General features: G+C 41.0%; 21 protein-coding genes and 1 other annotated feature. Of the genes, 9 read left to right on the forward strand and 12 right to left on the reverse strand.

The genetic code is table 11. The features are described from left to right. Nucleotides 1–51: 51 nt before the first annotated feature. Entirely contained in the window at nucleotides 52–642 is a 591-nt protein-coding gene (locus tag ACXAHI_RS07620) for a PRC-barrel domain-containing protein (protein WP_474847015.1), read from the reverse strand. Nucleotides 643–708: 66 nt separating this feature from the next. Next, nucleotides 709–1,413 (reverse strand): pseudouridine synthase, encoded by a 705-nt coding sequence (locus ACXAHI_RS07625; protein WP_474847016.1) that lies wholly within the window; start codon nucleotides 1,411–1,413, stop codon nucleotides 709–711. 115 nt (nucleotides 1,414–1,528) lie between these two features. Between ACXAHI_RS07625 and ACXAHI_RS07630 the strand changes: the two genes are divergently transcribed. Next, entirely contained in the window at nucleotides 1,529–1,954 is a 426-nt protein-coding gene (locus ACXAHI_RS07630; RefSeq protein WP_474847017.1) for a DUF6884 domain-containing protein, read from the forward strand. Nucleotides 1,955–2,030: 76 nt separating this feature from the next. Continuing rightward, on the forward strand, nucleotides 2,031–2,276 hold the full coding sequence (locus ACXAHI_RS07635; protein WP_474847018.1) for a hypothetical protein: 246 nt from the start codon (nucleotides 2,031–2,033) through the stop codon (nucleotides 2,274–2,276). 55 nt (nucleotides 2,277–2,331) lie between these two features. Here the strand turns inward: ACXAHI_RS07635 and ACXAHI_RS07640 are convergent, their stop codons facing one another. Further along, nucleotides 2,332–3,969, reverse strand: coding sequence for a putative polysaccharide biosynthesis protein (locus tag ACXAHI_RS07640; RefSeq protein WP_474847019.1), 1,638 nt, complete (start codon nucleotides 3,967–3,969; stop codon nucleotides 2,332–2,334). 197 nt (nucleotides 3,970–4,166) lie between these two features. Between ACXAHI_RS07640 and ACXAHI_RS07645 the strand changes: the two genes are divergently transcribed. Continuing rightward, on the forward strand, nucleotides 4,167–5,423 hold the full coding sequence (locus ACXAHI_RS07645) for a BaiN/RdsA family NAD(P)/FAD-dependent oxidoreductase (RefSeq protein WP_474847020.1): 1,257 nt from the start codon (nucleotides 4,167–4,169) through the stop codon (nucleotides 5,421–5,423). Nucleotides 5,424–5,458: 35 nt separating this feature from the next. Here ACXAHI_RS07645 and ACXAHI_RS07650 read toward each other — a convergent pair whose 3' ends face one another. From ACXAHI_RS07650 to ACXAHI_RS07675, 6 genes are all read right to left on the reverse strand, one after another. Continuing rightward, nucleotides 5,459–6,679: a DEAD/DEAH box helicase gene (locus tag ACXAHI_RS07650; RefSeq protein WP_474847021.1), complete on the reverse strand. Its 1,221-nt coding sequence runs from the start codon at nucleotides 6,677–6,679 to the stop codon at nucleotides 5,459–5,461. Nucleotides 6,680–6,792: 113 nt separating this feature from the next. Further along, entirely contained in the window at nucleotides 6,793–7,392 is a 600-nt protein-coding gene (locus ACXAHI_RS07655) for a lytic transglycosylase domain-containing protein (RefSeq protein WP_474847022.1), read from the reverse strand. Between the two features lie 158 nt (nucleotides 7,393–7,550). After that, entirely contained in the window at nucleotides 7,551–7,892 is a 342-nt protein-coding gene (locus tag ACXAHI_RS07660; RefSeq protein ID WP_474847023.1) for a rhodanese-like domain-containing protein, read from the reverse strand. A 27-nt stretch (nucleotides 7,893–7,919) separates the two neighbouring features. Further along, entirely contained in the window at nucleotides 7,920–8,228 is a 309-nt protein-coding gene (locus ACXAHI_RS07665; protein ID WP_270179649.1) for a rhodanese-like domain-containing protein, read from the reverse strand. 254 nt (nucleotides 8,229–8,482) lie between these two features. Next, entirely contained in the window at nucleotides 8,483–10,897 is a 2,415-nt protein-coding gene (leuS, locus tag ACXAHI_RS07670; protein ID WP_474847024.1) for a leucine--tRNA ligase, read from the reverse strand. A 57-nt stretch (nucleotides 10,898–10,954) separates the two neighbouring features. Beyond that, nucleotides 10,955–11,184: a binding site (T-box leader), on the reverse strand. A 142-nt stretch (nucleotides 11,185–11,326) separates the two neighbouring features. Then, nucleotides 11,327–11,539 (reverse strand): hypothetical protein, encoded by a 213-nt coding sequence (locus ACXAHI_RS07675; RefSeq protein WP_474847025.1) that lies wholly within the window; start codon nucleotides 11,537–11,539, stop codon nucleotides 11,327–11,329. Nucleotides 11,540–11,688: 149 nt separating this feature from the next. On the opposite strand from ACXAHI_RS07675, the gene mnmL reads away from it, so the two are divergent. Next, nucleotides 11,689–12,654, forward strand: a complete 966-nt coding sequence (gene mnmL / locus ACXAHI_RS07680) for a tRNA modification radical SAM protein MnmL/YtqA (RefSeq protein WP_474848113.1) — start codon at nucleotides 11,689–11,691, stop codon at nucleotides 12,652–12,654. Continuing rightward, nucleotides 12,651–13,223, forward strand: a complete 573-nt coding sequence (gene mnmM, locus ACXAHI_RS07685) for a tRNA 5-(aminomethyl)-2-thiouridylate-methyltransferase MnmM (protein WP_474847026.1) — start codon at nucleotides 12,651–12,653, stop codon at nucleotides 13,221–13,223. Before mnmL ends, mnmM begins: the two co-directional genes overlap by 4 nt. A gap of 26 nt (nucleotides 13,224–13,249) precedes the next feature. Here the strand turns inward: mnmM and ACXAHI_RS07690 are convergent, their stop codons facing one another. The 3 genes from ACXAHI_RS07690 to ACXAHI_RS07700 all read right to left on the reverse strand — a co-directional run bounded on the left by ACXAHI_RS07690 (nucleotide 13,250) and on the right by ACXAHI_RS07700 (nucleotide 15,516). Then, the gene (locus tag ACXAHI_RS07690; RefSeq protein ID WP_270179654.1) at nucleotides 13,250–13,549 is read right to left on the reverse strand and encodes a hypothetical protein; all 300 of its coding nucleotides are present in this window, start codon (nucleotides 13,547–13,549) and stop codon (nucleotides 13,250–13,252) included. Between the two features lie 67 nt (nucleotides 13,550–13,616). After that, nucleotides 13,617–14,687 (reverse strand): tetraprenyl-beta-curcumene synthase family protein, encoded by a 1,071-nt coding sequence (locus tag ACXAHI_RS07695; protein WP_474847027.1) that lies wholly within the window; start codon nucleotides 14,685–14,687, stop codon nucleotides 13,617–13,619. A gap of 19 nt (nucleotides 14,688–14,706) precedes the next feature. Further along, nucleotides 14,707–15,516 (reverse strand): lysophospholipase, encoded by an 810-nt coding sequence (locus ACXAHI_RS07700; RefSeq protein ID WP_474847028.1) that lies wholly within the window; start codon nucleotides 15,514–15,516, stop codon nucleotides 14,707–14,709. A gap of 78 nt (nucleotides 15,517–15,594) precedes the next feature. Here ACXAHI_RS07700 and ACXAHI_RS07705 point away from each other — a divergent pair, with 78 nt between their 5' ends. The 4 genes from ACXAHI_RS07705 (at nucleotide 15,595) to ACXAHI_RS07720 (ending at nucleotide 18,258) form a co-directional block, all read left to right on the forward strand. Beyond that, entirely contained in the window at nucleotides 15,595–16,110 is a 516-nt protein-coding gene (locus tag ACXAHI_RS07705) for a gamma carbonic anhydrase (RefSeq protein ID WP_474847029.1), read from the forward strand. A 75-nt stretch (nucleotides 16,111–16,185) separates the two neighbouring features. Further along, complete coding sequence (locus ACXAHI_RS07710) at nucleotides 16,186–16,407, forward strand: hypothetical protein (protein ID WP_474847030.1); 222 nt, start codon at nucleotides 16,186–16,188, stop codon at nucleotides 16,405–16,407. Nucleotides 16,408–16,562: 155 nt separating this feature from the next. Then, nucleotides 16,563–17,090, forward strand: coding sequence for a phosphatase PAP2 family protein (locus ACXAHI_RS07715; RefSeq protein ID WP_474847031.1), 528 nt, complete (start codon nucleotides 16,563–16,565; stop codon nucleotides 17,088–17,090). A 22-nt stretch (nucleotides 17,091–17,112) separates the two neighbouring features. Then, nucleotides 17,113–18,258: a glycosyltransferase family 4 protein gene (locus tag ACXAHI_RS07720; protein ID WP_474847032.1), complete on the forward strand. Its 1,146-nt coding sequence runs from the start codon at nucleotides 17,113–17,115 to the stop codon at nucleotides 18,256–18,258. Nucleotide 18,259: the final 1 nt, after the last annotated feature.

Below are 18,259 nucleotides of genomic sequence, written 5' to 3' on the forward strand. Positions count from 1 at the left end.
AAAGTATGATACACAAAAAGCCATGGACTAGTCCACGGCTTTTTCTATTGTTTATTTAGCTAATTCTTTGTGAAAATCTTTCGGAACAATCACGTTCCCATCTACAAGCTTTACCGTTTCATTCACCTTCATATAAGGTTGTCCACTCATTAAGAAATCTGAAAGGAACCCTTCAGAAAGTTCAAGACCCTCAACTTCTCCTGTCTTTGCAATATAAACATCTCTTACCTTACCAAGCTTTTGCCCATCTTCCGTATGAACTTCTGCTTTACATAATAAGTTGTACGAATAGTGATTTGCGAGTTCTGTCGGTTTAACTTCGTCCTCACGGTTGTCTATCACAGGTTGGCTACCGTTCCACGACAATCCTGAATAAGGGATAAACGTACTCTCTTTCTCAGTAACTTCAAAGTCATCATCCGTAACAGGATAATTATCATGTGTATATTGCCCACCGGATGCTTGAATTGAATTTAAAACGTCTCCAGCATGATGATCCGGCTCAAGATTTCTTTGTTTCGTTTTATCGTTACTGATCTCTAAATAGGTCGCTGCGTTCAACGATTCATCAAAGTAAACTTGATTCACAGTTTGAGCATCGTTGATACGCAGGTTAATTAGGTCATTCCCAATCTTTAACATCCTATCCTCTCCTTCTTTACTGACTACAAGGTGTATTCCCTTAGTCTGCAAAAAAGAAACGGTGGGTTACTTTCTGAGGAGCTCTACTTCCTCTTCAGTTAATTCACGATATTCTCCTACATCCAAATCTTGATCAAGCACAAGATCACCCATGCTGATCCTTTGCAAGTAGATGACTTTCTTATCAACCGCTTCGAACATCCTTTTTACCTGATGAAACTTACCTTCGTGAATAGTGATTTCGATTTGAGAAATAGGTCCTTCCTCAACGATTGTAAGCTCTCCTGGCTTTGTCTTATACCCGTCATCTAACGTAACGCCATTTTTAAATGCCTCGACGTCCTTTTCTGTAACACGTCCATTGATCCTTGCATAGTAAGTTTTTGGAACATGGTGTTTTGGAGAAGTCAGGTGGTGAGCGAGCTTACCGTCATTGGTAATAACTAGAAGTCCTTCTGTATCTTTGTCTAGGCGCCCAACTGGAAACGGATTAAAAATTTGATCTTCTGGAATTAGGAGATCAATAACCGTTTCCTCTTCATCTTCAGTTGCCGATATGAAACCCGCGGGCTTATTCATCATGATATAGATGTATTCTCTATATTCGACGGTTTCCCCATTTACTGTAACGTGATCATTCTCAAGATCGACGTGCTGTTTAGCATCTTTGATGACTGACTCATCCACTCTAACCGCACCTGTTTTTAAAATCTTTTTTACTTCTTTCCTTGTTCCATATCCCATATTAGAAAGTAACTTATCGATACGCATGTTCAATCGCTCCTTTTTCCATGTAATTTCCAAAAAAAATAAAATTTGAGCATAATTATTGTAAATCTAGGGTAAGTAACCCGTAAATGCTAATTTGTACGTTTGGAGTGATAGAATGACTGTAAAAGTTGGACTTTTAGCAACCGCACGAAAGAAAAGTACAAAATCAGCTCCGGTTACGGAGTTTTATCAAAGCCCTTTATTTCAAAAAACATTAGAATACGCATTGCATCACTACGACAGAATGTATTTTTATAATGCCAAAGACGGACTATTATTACCAGACGATATGATGGACCCATACGATTTATCTATTAAAACATTAACACACCATCAACGAGAGGAATGGGCGCAAAAGCTTATTTCACAATTTAGAGAGCAAGAGTCTCCTTCTAACATTACCGTTTATTTGCATGGTGGCTCTGTGTATAGAAAACATATTGAACCACAGCTACAGCAGTATGAATTTAACTATGAAGTACCTCTCAAAGGCCTCGGAATAGGTGAACAATTGAATTGGTACCAAAAAAATTCAGTGTAATCATGATAAACGCCCAGCAACTATGCCTAGTTCCTTCATAGACTATCTCGTAGTCTTAATAAGGAGGTCATCAACGTTGGATTATCGACAACAGGGGCAGCAATATCCTGGGTATGGCGGAGGAGGTTACCCGCAATATCCTGGTGGTGGACCAGGAGGAGGACCTGGAGGCGGTCAAGGTTATCCAGGCTATAATTATACAGAAGAACAATTCAACCAGATAAGAAGAAGATTAAATCGTCTAAATAGAAGAGTGAGAAGAATCGAGAGGTACCTCGGAATCCGCGAAGAAGAGATTGACGAAACAAACTATTACGAATAAAACGAAAGCACCTCTTTCACCTCAAAAAAATGAAGGCCACAATCGGCCTTCATTTTTAGCGTCTTTTAAGGAAACTGAACCGTTCTCCTAGGACGAGTCCAGCGAGATTCGATCGATAAGAAAGCCATAGATAGAGAAGCCCACCTACCCCAATACCAATCAGTAAGTTAACGATAGAAAATAACATGCTTCCACCTTCACTTTTAGAACGATAGAGATCAGGCATCGCACTTTCTAAAGGCATCGTTGCTAGTTTAGCCGCGAACGCCATGCACGTAACGAAAATTACGATTAGTAAAATCCTTCTAAAAACAAATGCAAACTGAAAATCTGTATGCTTCTTAATGATAGCGACTGTAACGATCACAGACGTAATCAGCCCTATGTCAGTGGCAATAATCGCCCCTTTGCCTTCAAGTAAAACGACTAGAGGATATGTTAGCGAAACTTTTAAGACAAGTCCTGAAAGCAAACTATATACAGCGAACTTTTGCTTATTGATTCCTTGTAGAATCGCAGCCGTAACAGAAAAGAGAGCAAACAAGATAGCCGTTGGAGCATACCACATCAATAAATGGCTTCCTAAGTCTTGATCAACTGTTGGATAAAGAACGCGAAACACAGGTTCAGACAATACCGCAAGTCCAATTGCAGCTGGCGCAGTCAGAAAGAGCAACATTTGAAATGTCTGGGTGAGCTGTTTCTGAAGTGCACCTTCTTTTTGTGATGTGAACGATTTTGTAATTGCAGGAATAATCGTCATCGCAAGCGCAGTGGCGAGCGAAACCGGGATCATGATCAACTTATGAGCAAGCCCTGTAATAATAGCAAAAACAGCTTCATAAGTAGACTCATCGTAACCAATACTTTGCAGAGCTGGATTGATGAAAAACGTATCGATCTGGAGATACAACGGAATTGCAAGTCCTACGACAACAAAAGGAAACGCGTATGTGATGATTTCTTTGTACATGTCACTTAATGAAACATCGTGGTCGACCGTGCTTTCCTCTAAATGACGATCTAAACTTGGTTTACGCTTACGGTAGTACCAGAAAACGACCATTAAACCTCCTACAGCCCCAACAAACGCACCAAACGTCGCAAATGTTGCTGCAGTCTTAGCGTTTCCGTCAAGAAAACGCATAATAATAACACTAGTTACTAATATAAATACGATACGGAAGATCTGTTCCACAACCTGAGACACAGCTGTTGGTCCCATCGATTGTAACCCCTGGAAAAAACCTCGCGTTAAACTCATGATTGGTACGATCAATAAAGCGAGACTGACAACCCTTATAACAAGCGTAACGTCTGCAATGGTATTTCCTTTACTTCCCTCCTCGATTACAAACCTGGCAATCGGTTCTGCAAGGAAGAAAAGAATTAGAAATGCAATAAAGCCTGTGAACGTCATGAGCAGCAAACCGGATTTAAATAATCGTCTTCCTGTACGATAATCTCCTAGCGTGTGATACTTTGAAACAAACTTCGAAACAGCAAGCGGAATTCCCACTGTTGAGAGACTAAGCATAATCGTATACGGGGTATACGCATAATTATACAACGCGATCCCTGAAGTACCTACCAGGGCAGTAAAAGGAAACATATAAATCATTCCAAGTATTCTCGAAAAAAGGGTAGCTGCGGTTAACAGCATCGTCCCTCTAACCACATTCGAATCAGACATTTCTCCAACTCCTACTTCTTTCCATTACTCTATATAAAATTCGTCAATAATATCCTTTTTTCTACAGTCAATTATAGACACTTCTCCATTTTAAGCTATTTATATAGGAACAACAAACATTATCTATGATTCGTGGCTTTTCTATTTTAAATGAATTATGGTATGTTTGTTTGTAGCAAAATGAGAGAGGTGTAAGCATGAAGTATGATGTTGTCGTGATTGGTGGTGGACCGTCTGGACTCATGGCGTCTGTAGCTGCTGCTGAGCATGGAGCATCTGTCCTACTCGTTGATAAAGGAAATAAACTAGGTAGAAAACTTGCCATTTCTGGTGGCGGCAGATGTAATGTAACGAACAGACTCCCCCTCGATGAATTGATTAAATTCATTCCTGGAAATGGGAAATTTTTATATAGCGCCTTCAATATCTTTGATAATGAAGATATCATTTCGTTTTTTGAAGGCTTGGGAATCAAGCTTAAAGAAGAAGATCACGGCAGGATGTTTCCTGTTACAGATGATGCAAAATCTGTCGTGAACGCGCTCCTTAATAAGGTAAAAGAACTTAACGTAACGATTCAGGTAAATACACCTGTCGAAAAGGTCCTTTATGAAGACGGTGCGGTTGCAGGTGTCTTACTGAAGTCGAACGAGAAGATACTGGCATCGAACGTCGTCGTTGCAGTTGGAGGAAAATCAGTTCCTCACACTGGTTCAACTGGAGACGGTTACGCTTGGGCAGAGGAAGGAGGACACACGATTACAGAGCTGTATCCTACCGAAGTTCCCCTTACATCGAGCGAGCCCTTTATCAAAAATAAAGAGCTTCAAGGTCTTTCGCTTCGTGATGTAGCACTGTCAGTTCTGAACCCTAAAGGAAAAGTGATAAAAACCCACCGTTGGGATATGATCTTCACACATATCGGACTTTCTGGACCTGCAGTATTACGCTGTAGTCAATATGTTGTCAAAGCATTAAAGAAGTTCAACGCACAATTTATTCCCCTTCAAATCGATGCAGTACCTGACCAAAATGAAGAAGAACTGTATCGCGAACATATGAAGATTGCGAAAGAAGACCCTAAAAAGGCAATTAAAAATATCTGGAAAGGTAAAGTCCCGGAGCGCTACATGCTGTTTCTACTTGAAAGAGCTGAACTATCACCAGATACGACGTACGCCCATCTATCGAAAGAAAAAGTACGCGAATATGTTCGCTCGTTAAAACAGTTCCAAGTTGCTGTCGATGGTACGTTACCGATTGACAAAGCGTTTGTTACTGGGGGCGGCGTTTCTCTTAAAGAAATTCACCCAAAAGAAATGGCTTCGAAATTCACGAAAGGACTTTATTTCTGTGGTGAGGTGCTAGATATCCATGGTTATACCGGTGGATATAACATCACTTCAGCTTTCGTTACTGGGTTCACAGCTGGAAAAAGTGCAGCTGAAAGGTAAAAAAAAGGTATCTGCAATTGCAGATACCTTTTTTTTCATCTTCTGTTTCTTCCACCACTTCGACTGTTTTTCCGTCTTCCATATGATCGACTTCTATCTTCTCGCCCACGTGAGGAGTCACGGTCATTCTCCGAAGGTAGAGCGCTCTCTACAGACTTGTGTTCGAGACGCTTACCGATCCCCTTCTCGATCATTGGAACTGCTTGCTTATCCTTAGAAGCGATAAATGTATATGCTGTACCACCTTCACCAGCTCGACCAGTTCTTCCAATTCTGTGAATGTAGCTTTCGACATCATGAGGTACATCGTAGTTGAACACATGCGTAACCCCTTCGATATCAAGTCCCCTTGCAGCTACGTCGGTCGCGACAAGAAACTGAATCTTTGCTTCACGAAACTTCTTAATGACGCTCTCCCGCTTTGCTTGTGACAGATCTCCGTGTAGTTCGTCAACTAGATAACCCTTCGCTTTTAAATCTCCGTAAAGTTTACTCACTCTACGTTTCGTACGACAGAATATGATGCCTAAGAAAGGGCGTGCTTCATCGATTGTCTCCGTTAAGGCTCCAAACTTTCTTCGATCTGTTGTTTCGATCATGTACTGCTGTACGATTTCAACCGTCTTTCCCTTTTCTTTCCCTTTTATCGTTATAGGAGAACGCAAAAACCGTTTTGCTAAGCTTCGAATATCACTCGATAATGTAGCAGAAAAGAGAGCTGTTTGTCTGCTATCTGGCGTTTCGAAAATAATGTCTTCAACTTCTTTTAAGAAACCAATATGCAGCATTTGATCTGCCTCATCAAGTATAAGGAAATTTGTTTGAGAAAGGTCGATCGTCTCTCTTCGAATGTGATCTAATAATCTCCCAGGAGTTCCTACTACAATATGAACGTGTTTGTTAAGCTTAGATATCTGCTTCTCTACATCCTGTCCACCATATACGGCAAGAACGTTTACTTCAGGCCGTCCATTAACGAGTTTCAATAATTCAGTGGTGATTTGAAGAGCCAGCTCACGTGTAGGTGTAACGATTAGAGCCTGTACATGATCTGCTTCTATATCAACCTTCTCTAATATCGGTAATAAGAAAGCGAAAGTTTTCCCTGTTCCAGTCTGCGCCTGAGCCATCACATCCTGTCCCTTAAGCATCACCGGGATTGTTTCTTTCTGTATGTCAGTGGGTGATTCAATCCCTTGTGATTCAAGAGATTCAACCAAACTTACATCTAAACCCATTCCTTTAAAATCTTTCATAGTGCTTCACCTCTTCATGTAGTATCTCACAAAGTATCCTAAAATTCTTTTAGAAAAATAAAAAACTGCCTCCTCACGTCCGCTAAAGAGCAGTCGTGTGAGACAGCTTTGCTTTATGCTAAATAGTTTTTCATAACTTTCGATACGTAGTTTTGCGTTTCTTTAAATGGAGGAATCCCACCATACTTATCAACATTTCCTGGTCCGGCATTATAAGCTGCTAGAGCAAGTTCAGTATTTCCATCATATTTACTCAGCATTTGTTTAATGTATTTGACGCCGCCTTCTATATTCTGCTTTGCGTCAAAGGAGTCTTCTACCCCAAGCCCACGTGCCGTTGCGGGCATAAGCTGCATAAGTCCAACCGCACCTGCGTGGCTAACCGCTGATGGATTATACCCTGACTCCTGTTTAATAATGGAGTGAACCAGTTTAGAATCCACTTGATATTCATCTGAGAGTTGCTGAATGTACCCATCGATTTCAAGTGATTTTGTTGAATGCCCAGTAGGTTTAAACGACTCCACCGGTGTTTGCTTCTTAAATGATGTATTGTCATAAGTAGCGATCTGATCAGATGAAGTGTATGAAATAGCCTGTTCTAACATTTCAAGAAAAGGAGTGGCTGCCTGCTGATTTCGACTTCCGTTTCCAGGTTGAAATTGGCGCAATGCCTGCAAATCCATCATAGCGCGAATAAGTTCTGCCCTCATGACGACACCTCTGAGTTATCTTTTTCCTTATTATAACAAAAAACAGGAAGGCTTCTAGACATTTTTTTACATAGGGAAATATAATTAATCCTATAATTTTAGTGGGATTAATAGTAGAATGGTACGCCTTCAGAAAAAACTTCCAAAGGCGTTCCTGTTTATGATGAAACTGTCATGTAATAAATAGGCTGCTTCGATTGCTTTAACAATATTTTTGCAGCCATCCTTGCAGCCTTGCGGTCTTCTGCAAGAACAACGATTTCTTTATCACAAACATCATTTTCCCTTGTCTGTCTACCGAGATAAGAAAGTGGGATATTCTTTGCTTTCTCATACGGTGTACGGTGCGAAAGAATGTAATCTCTTACATCGATCAAGCAGTATTTATCATCATCAAAGGGATCAACATTGATCGGCTTTAAATACGTATAGGGATGAACGATTTTCCATAACCCAATCGTTATTGCCGCAACAGCGATAGCCATGCCCCATAGTGTCATCTGGATTCTCTCCTTTTCTTAGGAGGGTTACTTTACTTCACCCTCCCACTTCATCATACCGCCTACCATATTCTTCACTTCATATCCTGCTTCTTGTAAATATTCACATGCATGCTCGCTTCGTCTTCCTGAGCGACAAATCATGATGTGCTCTTCGTTTTTGTTGATTTCATCAAGTCGTTCAGGAATAGTACCAAGACGAATATGTTTAGCCACAGGAATTTTTCCTTCTGCTACCTCTTCATCCTCACGAACGTCGATTAGCGATACGTTTTTCCCCTCATTTAGTAGCTCTTGAACCTCTTCAGGTGTAATCGTCTTAACTTCATTACTCATTTAACATACTCCTTCCTGAACGATTGTTTTCATTGAATGGTTTCTTCACCAAAACAATCCTACATCATTTTTATCTTTAATTCAAGAAATCAATCTGGCAAGCTTTTGAACAAGATGTTCCTAGTGATACCATGTCACAGACATAACCCATACTATTATTTTTAACTAGAAAGAGTGTTTGGTTCGATACCTTTATAGATCAAAAAAGCCAGAGGTCTTTTTGACCTCTAGCTTCATTGATTTCCTTTAATAACTTAGTTAGCTACAATATTCACAAGCTTTCCAGGAACAGCAATTACTTTACGAATCGTTTTTCCTTCGAGCTGTCCTTCGATCTTCTCGTGAGACATGGCGATGTCTTGCATCTCTTCTCGAGATGCTTCTGCAGGGATCGATATCTTAGCACGTAACTTTCCATTTACTTGCACGACGATCTCTACTTCATCAACAGTCAGCTTGTTTTCATCAAACGTTGGCCAGCTTGCATAAGCGAGTGTATCAGAGTGACCAAGCGCCTCCCATAATTCTTCTGTAAGATGAGGAGCTACTGGTGATAGAAGCTTAACAAAACCTTCCATCAAATTGAAGGGTAAAGAATCTTGCTTATACGCTTCGTTTACGAAGACCATCATTTGAGAGATCGCCGTATTAAAACGCAAGCCCTCGAAGTCTTCTGTAACTTTTTTTACGGTCTCGTGATAAACACGCTCTAGACCTTCCTCAGATGCTTCTTTTGAGATCGAGCTTTTTGAAAGGTCACCTTCACCGTATAAGCGCCACACACGATCAAGGAATCTTCTAGCACCGTCTAATCCATTGCTTGACCATGCGATAGAACCTTCGAATGGTCCCATAAACATTTCGTAAAGGCGAAGTGTGTCTGCTCCATGCGTTTCAACAATCTCATCAGGGTTAACGACATTCCCCTTAGATTTACTCATCTTCTCATTGTTTTCACCAAGGATCATCCCTTGATTTCGTAGACGCTGGAACGGCTCTTTCGTTGGAACGACGCCAATGTCGTAAAGTACTTTATGCCAGAAACGAGCGTATAGCAAGTGAAGAACAGCATGCTCCGCTCCTCCAATATACATGTCTACAGGAAGCCAGTTTTCAAGTTTCTTTGGATCTGCCAACATCTCATCATTGTCTGGATCGATGTAACGAAGATAATACCAGCAGCTTCCCGCCCATTGAGGCATGGTATTTGTTTCACGGCGACCTTTCATACCAGTCTTTGGATCAACTACATTTAACCAATCCTCAATGTTAGCAAGTGGAGATTCTCCCGTTCCTGAAGGCTTGATCTCTGTTGTTTCAGGTAGTGTGACTGGAAGATCTTGTTCAGGAACAGCACTCATCGTTCCGTCTTCCCAATGGATGATTGGAATTGGTTCTCCCCAATAACGTTGACGGCTGAACAACCAATCTCTAAGTCTATATGTTGTTTTTTTCTTACCTTTGTTCTTTTCTTCAAGCCACTGGATACTCTTAGCGATCGCTTCTGTTTTATCAAGTCCGTTCAGGAAGTCTGAATTAACATGCTCCCCTTCTTCCGTGTAAGCTTCTTTCGAAATATCTCCACCTGCTACAACTTCTTTTATCGGTAGGTCGAAAGCTGTTGCGAACTCGTAGTCACGCTCATCATGAGCAGGAACCGCCATGATAGCTCCCGTACCATAGCTCATTAGAACATAGTCTGCGACCCAGATCGGAAGCTTCTCGTTGTTGATCGGATTGATTGCATATGCCCCCGTGAAGACGCCTGTTTTTTCTTTCGAAAGTTCTGTACGCTCAAGATCACTCTTCGTTTGCACACTTGAACGATAGTCTTTTACTTTTGCAGCTTCAGAATCAGTTGAAATAATATCCACTAGAGGATGTTCTGGCGCTAGAACCATATACGTTGCTCCGAACAGTGTATCAGGACGAGTCGTAAAGACATCGATCGATTCATCATGTCCGTCGATTTCAAACGTTACTTCAGCACCTTCTGACTTGCCGATCCAATTGCGCTGCATCTCTTTTATACTGTCAGACCAGTCGAGGTCTTCAAGATCTTCTAGCAAGCGGTCTGCGTACTCCGTGATTTTCAACACCCACTGTTTCATTGGCTTACGTACTACCGGGTGTCCACCTCTCTCACTTTTACCATCGATGACTTCTTCATTAGCGAGAACCGTTCCTAGAGCTGGACACCAGTTCACAGCAACTTCATCTACGTAAGCAAGACCTTTTTCATATAGCTTTGTGAAAATCCACTGTGTCCATTTATAGTAGTTTGGATCGGTCGTATTAACTTCTCTATCCCAATCATACGAGAATCCAAGTTCCTTGATTTGACGACGGAACGTGTTGATGTTTTGCTGAGTGAATTCACGTGGATTATTCCCTGTATCAAGAGCATACTGCTCTGCTGGGAGACCAAACGCATCCCAACCGATCGGATGCAATACGTTGTACCCTTGCATTCGTTTCATACGTGACAATATATCTGTAGCTGTGTATCCTTCTGGATGCCCTACGTGCAGACCTGCACCTGATGGATATGGAAACATATCGAGAAAATAAACTTTTTCTCCCTCTGCTTCTTCAGTCGTTTTAAACGTTTTATTCTGTTCCCAATAGTGTTGCCATTTCTTTTCGATCGATTTGTGATCAAAAGACATGCTAGCTCTCTCCTTCCAACTATCCATAAAATAAAAAACCTCCCATCCCTGTCTATAAACAGGGACGAGAGGTTGAGAATCTGTTATTCACAATCACCCGCGGTACCACCCGGATTAGTGCTAAATCGCACTCACTTAAAACCTTTAACGCAGGCGGACGGGGCACCCTACTATCTTTCAGGATTCCGATTCAAAGGCGAGTTCACAAAGTTTCTATGTTAACTTTCACCACCCGTTAACTCTCTTAAAATAGAAGCTTTATTACTATTCCTCATCATAATCTTTCAGTTTAATCTCAGTATATAGTTTGTATTGTATGAATACTTCAGAAAATTGTCAAGAACATTATCATTTTAGACCGTCACAAAGGGGTTTATACATTAGGAAAAAAGAAATCTAAACAAGGTAAAACGCACCACTTTGGGTGCGTTATCCTTCTCTATATTTCTTTTGACTAGCTGAGTCATCTTTCGACTTCGGTTTATTTTTTTCTTCTTTTTGCTCTTCTTTCAGGTCTTCAAGTGGAATAGGGTCTACATTCATTTCAGAAACATCTTCATCGAGCTGATTTCGCTCTTGATCTGGAAGCTGTTCTGGATTATTCGTTTCACCTTTTTTATGACGCTTCTCATTATCCTTCATACGATCACCTCTTAATCTGAGTATAGTAATCTTTACCACGACCCAGATATTCCCAAACATTTAAAAAGGTTTGGAGATGCCTTTTGAAAGTGATAAAATTTGATTATTATTCTGGACGGACGCCGTTCGAAAGAGGAGTTGCTCCAATTATGAAAATAAACCATCTTCCCGACCACTTTGGATCTGACATGCGTTACTACTCGTTCAATCAATTCCTACGTCAGACATTCGGTCATAAGGTATTTAAAGTACCTTTAGATGGAGGGTTCGATTGTCCAAACAGAGATGGGAAAGTTGCACACGGAGGTTGTACGTTTTGCAGTGTTAGTGGCTCTGGTGACTTTGCAGGTGATCGACGAGATGACCTCGTCACACAGTTTAATACGATAAAAGACCGTACTCGTGCTAAGAAGTGGAAAGATGCGAAGTACCTCGGCTACTTCCAAGCGTTCACCAATACTTACGCACCAGTTAACGAACTTCGTGAAAAGTATGAAGTCATATTACAACAGGAGGGCGTGGTTGGTCTTTCGATCGCAACGCGACCAGACTGCCTTCCGGATGATGTAGTGGACTATTTAGCTGAACTAAACGAGCGGACATTTTTAATGGTGGAGTTAGGATTACAAACAGTACATGACCATACAGGTGATCTGATCAATAGAGCACACGATTTTGAATGCTATGTAGAAGGGGTAGAAAAATTAAGGAAGCGTAATATAAACGTCGTTTCACATATCATAAACGGTTTGCCTGGAGAAACACCCGAAATGATGATGGAAACTGCAAGAGCGGTATCAAAATTAGATGTACAAGGAATCAAAATTCACCTGTTACACCTTTTGCGTAACACAGCTATGGTTAAGCAGTATGAGAAAGGCATGCTCGATTTCTTAGACCGTGATACTTATGTGAACTTGGTAGTCGATCAGTTAGAAGTAATTCCAGAAGACATGGTGATCCACAGGATAACTGGGGATGGTCCTGCAGAGCTGTTGATCGGTCCAATGTGGAGTACGAATAAGTTCGGTGTATTAAACGCGATAAGAGATGAAATGAACCGTAGAGACACCTGGCAAGGAAAATTCGCAACAGGAGGAAAGGTAACAACATGACACTACAAAGGATACTCCCCTTCACGAGAACACTGTTGGATTCCGTCCTTGAAAAAGGTAGCATCGCCATAGATGGAACATGCGGGAACGGACACGATACGCTCTATCTTGCAGAACGTGTAGGTGAAGAAGGTAAGGTATATGGGTATGACATCCAAGAGGAAGCATTGCTAGCTACGAAAGCGCGCCTCGAAAAAGAAGGGCACTTCTCACAAGTAAACTTGATTCACAACAGCCATGCTCAAGTATTAAACACCATCGAAGAGAAAGATAAAGGACAAGTCACAGCAGCGATCTTTAACCTTGGATACCTTCCAGGTGGTGATAAATCGATCGTAACCAACCCGAAGGATACGCTAGAAGCCGTTTCTTCTATATTAGAACTACTAAAACGTGGTGGACTGTTGATCGTAGTCGTTTACTCTGGTCATCCAGAAGGTAAAAAAGAAAGCGACGCTGTACTTAAATTCACATCTGAATTAGACCAACGTGATTACCAAGTATTACGATATGGTTTTATAAACCAAAAGAACAACCCACCATATGTACTCGCAATAAGCAAAACATAGGGGCAGCTTGAGCTGTCCCTATTGGTTTATAGAATTCCCATCGATTCAATATGCTCTCTTGTACGCTCTGTTCCAAGCTCATGGATCTTTCTGTAGATCTGTTGAAGATGATCATCGTAATCATGATTATTCTTATCTTCATGATAATTTGTAGGCACATGTGCTCGATAGAGTGATAACCGACTATCTGTATCAGCTAAATCAAACAGTTCACTTAAATGAAAAACATCTTCTTCATCAGCATCTATCTCAAAATTATAGGATGAAGCCCCTTGGTCTTCTAAAATTTCACCAGATCCAACCGCTACGTAATACCGTTTCTTCATTGTGGAAGTCCCCTTTCAAGTTTCTATAGGTTACTTTTCTCACGAAGAGACGTTTTTTATACCTTTTTTACTGAGAAGCCTTATGGATCCTTCTATATACCCACCCATTAAAATAGAAAAACAAACTCGACTTCCCACCTTGTTGGATGATTTTTCTAGCAAGCGACCGTACATCTTTCTGTCTCATGACTTTTTTATCTGCAAGATAAATTCCAAGGAGTCCTCTATTAATCAGGCGGTGGAAGTTCGAATGTGGAAGGTTTTTCACACTCTTATCTGCTTCTTTAATAAAATGCCCTACACGTGCTGCGAGTTCATCATTGTCTTGATAATAAAAACAAAAGTTTAGATCTCCACCAACACGATCCTCTTCCTGATCAATAAAATAGTCAAGCATAATATGAAGACCCTGGACCCATGGAAAATAACCTTTCTTAATACGATCTGTACTACCTTTTGGCATCGTTCCACCAAGTGAATAAGAAACGAGACAAAAGATGCCGAGGGTCGAGCCGGCACATGCAGAAAACTCATGCCAAGACATATCTGGTAGCTTTTCTTTATTCGAGTTGAACCATTTCTCTAACCTTGGAACACGTTCTTCCTCTATCACGTGCTTATGTATTTGCAAGTCACAGTAGTATCGACATAGTTCAAGGAGCGCAGGCTGAACTTCCTCAAAATTAGGAAGGTCTCTTACCACATCCTGACATGTCTTCACTAACGCTTTAAGATAACCGCCATCGTCTTGCTCTTCTCTATAGCGATAATAATTGTACGTCAGCTCTAATTTAGGAGAAAGTGCGTGGATCATCGATTCGTGAAGAGCACTGAAATCTTCAGGGTTAAGCGAAGTGCTCCTATCACATAAATTATCGAGATAATCACTTATTGTTTGATAGGCGGCTACGAATTTAATCGATTGATCAATATTATCTCCGGCGAGCAACCCATAGATGGCCCCACCTTCACAGTGAAAAGTTTTGGAATCAATACTAGCGATCGCCTGCGTTCGAAGTTCTTTGTTCGGAATTCGTTCGGCAAATTCCTTCCACTCACTCAGCTCTTTGTGCACTCTCGGTAACACACGTTTGTAAATGTTTAACATCAACGTCCATGGTTGAGTAGGTACATTCAATAAACTCCCCCCCTAATCGTCAGTTTAATTCCACACCAATATCTTCCAACAGATCGAGTCTCAGTTGTGCAAATGACAATGCGGACCTAAAAACAATTTCACGCTCTGGTTCATTGAATACTTCATGGTAGAAATTTTCCCATTCTTTATATGACTTATCGGTTGAAGGGATTCGATCGAACCATGACCTCACTGACTTTTTATCTACGATACGATCATCACCGGCCTGTACTAATAGAAGGGGGAGATCTGAGAAAGCTTTGGCGCCTTCGTTTGCTATCCTCATTGCTTTCACTAATTCTCGATACCATCTTACTGATACTTTTTTCACAATAAGCGGATCTTCAAGATCTCTTACATGGAAATCTTTGTTCCTAGTTGCAAGTCCAGGCTCAAGCTGTGAATTTAACCGAAGCGAAGGAACGATCGGGTTTAACATTTTGGATACGAGATCCATGCTTTTCTTCGGTGGATTAACAAGTCCAACACAAGGAGATGACAGGATAACGCCTGATAACGAAAGCTCTTTCTCCATAATAGTACGGATAACAGCAAGCCCACCCATACTATGCCCAAGTAAAAAGACAGGCAGTTGAAATTCATGTGCTGCTTTAACCCACTTTTCAATCGTTTCGATATATTGATCGAATGAATCGATATGACCTCTTCTCCTCGAACTTTCACCTTGCCCAGGCAAATCCCCTAAAACCACATGAAACCTTTCATCCAACCATTTGGAAACAAGCCAATCATAACGGCCGTGATGCTCCCCAGCTCCGTGAACTAAAACGATTACCGCTCTTGCACCTTCAGTTTGTTTTATCTTCATGGGTATTGCCCCCTTATTGACTCTTTTTTGTTACACTACGTTTATAAGTACTTATTATCGATAGGAAGTTGGGATCTTATGTTGTATGAGTATAAAGGAAAAAAACCTGTTATTCATGAAACAGCCTATATTGCGGATTATACTACCATTACGGGTGATGTGACAATTGGAGAGAGCAGCAGTGTTTGGTTTAATACAACGATACGAGGTGATGTCTCACCTACCATAATAGGAAAAGGAGTGAATATTCAGGATAACTCAGTTCTTCATCAAAGTCCTAATCTTAAGCTCATTTTAGAAGATGGAGTAACAGTTGGTCATCAAGTTATTCTTCATAGCAGCCACATCAAAAAGAATGCCCTTATCGGAATGGGATCGATCGTTTTGGATGGTGCAGAGATTGGCGAAGGTGCTTTCGTAGGAGCGGGCAGCCTCGTCCCACCTGGAAAGAAAATACCAGCTAATACCCTTGCATTCGGCCGACCAGCAAAAGTTATTAGAGACCTGACAGATGAAGATAAGCGTGATATGGACCGCATAAGAAGAGAATACAAGGAGAAGGCTGCATATTACAAAGCACAAACGCCTCTTTAAGCAGAGTACCGCGTATAATTCCGGTAGGCTTGTGGAAAATTACCACTACAATCCTATTGGATAGAGGTGACTACTTTGTACAAATTAACGATTGTTTTGATCGTCCTTGTCATCATCACCCTGGCGATCGGAGCATTTATGACATATCGTATCGGACAAAATCAGAAAGGTGACTATGAGAACCAGGGTGATGCAAAAGTGAAAGCGTCATTTTTTAGCAATCCAGTTTATTTAGTTTATCTAGTCGGCACAGCACTTGCGATTGGATATATCATTTATTTCGCGATGATAGGATAAGAAAAGACGAGGAGTCAGCCTTGTCTTTTTTTGTGTGTTCATAAACTTGATTCCCTTAAGCAAAATTAATCTTAATGATTCTTTAATATATTCTTAATAGTCACTCTAAACGGCTAGTTTATGATGAAAGTAACAATAAGTGAAGGGGGATTATTTTGAGTAAAGTAGTTGGCTGGCTTCACGAACAAGAGTGTTCTGTTTTTCGGTTCTTAAACTTAAAATGTCATTCTCGATACCTTACTACTTTCATGGGAACCATCACACACTTAGGTGGTGCACGTGCAACGATTATTTGCACATTGTTATTATTCATATTCTTACCTTTTCCGTACAAAACATTAGCACTTCAAAGTGCTGTGGCGCTTACTTTAAGTCACCTTCCCGTACATTTCATAAAAAAACATTACCCAAGAAATAGACCTTATCTAGCGATACCTGAGACAAAAATGCTCGTATATCCTTTGAAGGACCATTCTTTCCCTTCAGGCCACACGACAGCGATTTTTTCTGTCATCACACCATACATCCTATTCATTCCATCTCTTGTAGTCCCACTACTGGCGATTGCAGCAACAGTAGCTCTCTCACGTATTTATCTTGGTCATCATTATCCATCTGATGTTCTTGTTGGAATCATACTTGGAATGGGCAGCGCTTTTATTTCTGCAATTTGGTTAGCTTAAACAGATGAATGGAGGGACGATTATGAAGTTAGCGCTTTTCACGGACACCTACTATCCAGAAGTAAACGGTGTGTCAAAAACTCTCGGGAGATTGACCTCATACATGGAGAGGCATTCGATCGAGTACAAATTGTTTGCTCCTGATACAAATAATGATGTGGACTTATTCTCTAGCAACATCCATCGTTTTGCCAGTACAAAGTTCTTCCTTTATCCAGAATGTAGAATGGCCCTTCCTAAGTTAGGGCTGCTACGGAAACAATTACAGGGCTTCAATCCAGATTTATTACACATTGCTACCCCATTTAATATCGGATTAAGCGGACTGCATTATGGAAAAAAACTTTCTATTCCCATGGTGGCTTCTTACCACACGAACTTTGACTCTTACCTCAATCATTATCATCTCGAGTGGTCCGCTCCGTTTATTTGGAAGTATCTACTTTGGTTTCACCAACCGTTCTCATCTATCTTCGTTCCGTCTAAAGATACCCTCGATCGCCTTCAAGAAAAAGGGTTTGATCAGCTTAAGTTATGGAAACGAGGGGTAGATTGTACGCAGTTCTCTCCCTCCAAAAAGTCTAATGCTGTAAGAGAACGGTATGCCATCAAAGAAAAGTATATCTTTTTATTTGTGAGTAGACTTGCTCCAGAAAAAAACCTTGAAACACTCAGGAAGGTGATGTGGAAGCTTCCACAAGGGATCAAAGACCACTCACGATGGCTAGTCGTAGGAGATGGACCATCCTTAGCGAAATTCAGAGAGAATCTCCCAGATAATGTAACCCTTACTGGTTATAAGCATGGTGAAGAGCTTTCTGAGCTATATGCGAGTGCAGACTTATTCGTTTTCCCTTCAGCTACCGAAACATTCGGCAATGTAGCGCTTGAATCTCTCGCATCAGGCACACCAGTTATCGCTGCAAATGCAGGCGGTTTGATCGAAGTGGTTTCTCACAATCGTAACGGTTTCCTTTGTTCTCCTTATTCAGAAGCAGACTATATACGTTCTATTGAAAGGTTACTAGAAGACCCAATCGAACGTCTAATGATGGGGTATGAAGGTAGAAGGTATGCCCTTACTCAATCCTGGGATGCCATATTCGGCAGGTTGGTTGAAGATTATGAAACCGTAATCGGAAACAAAAAAGTCGCGCAGTACGCCTAAA

It is taken from the genome of Anaerobacillus sp. ABD4_527 (assembly GCF_056160805.1).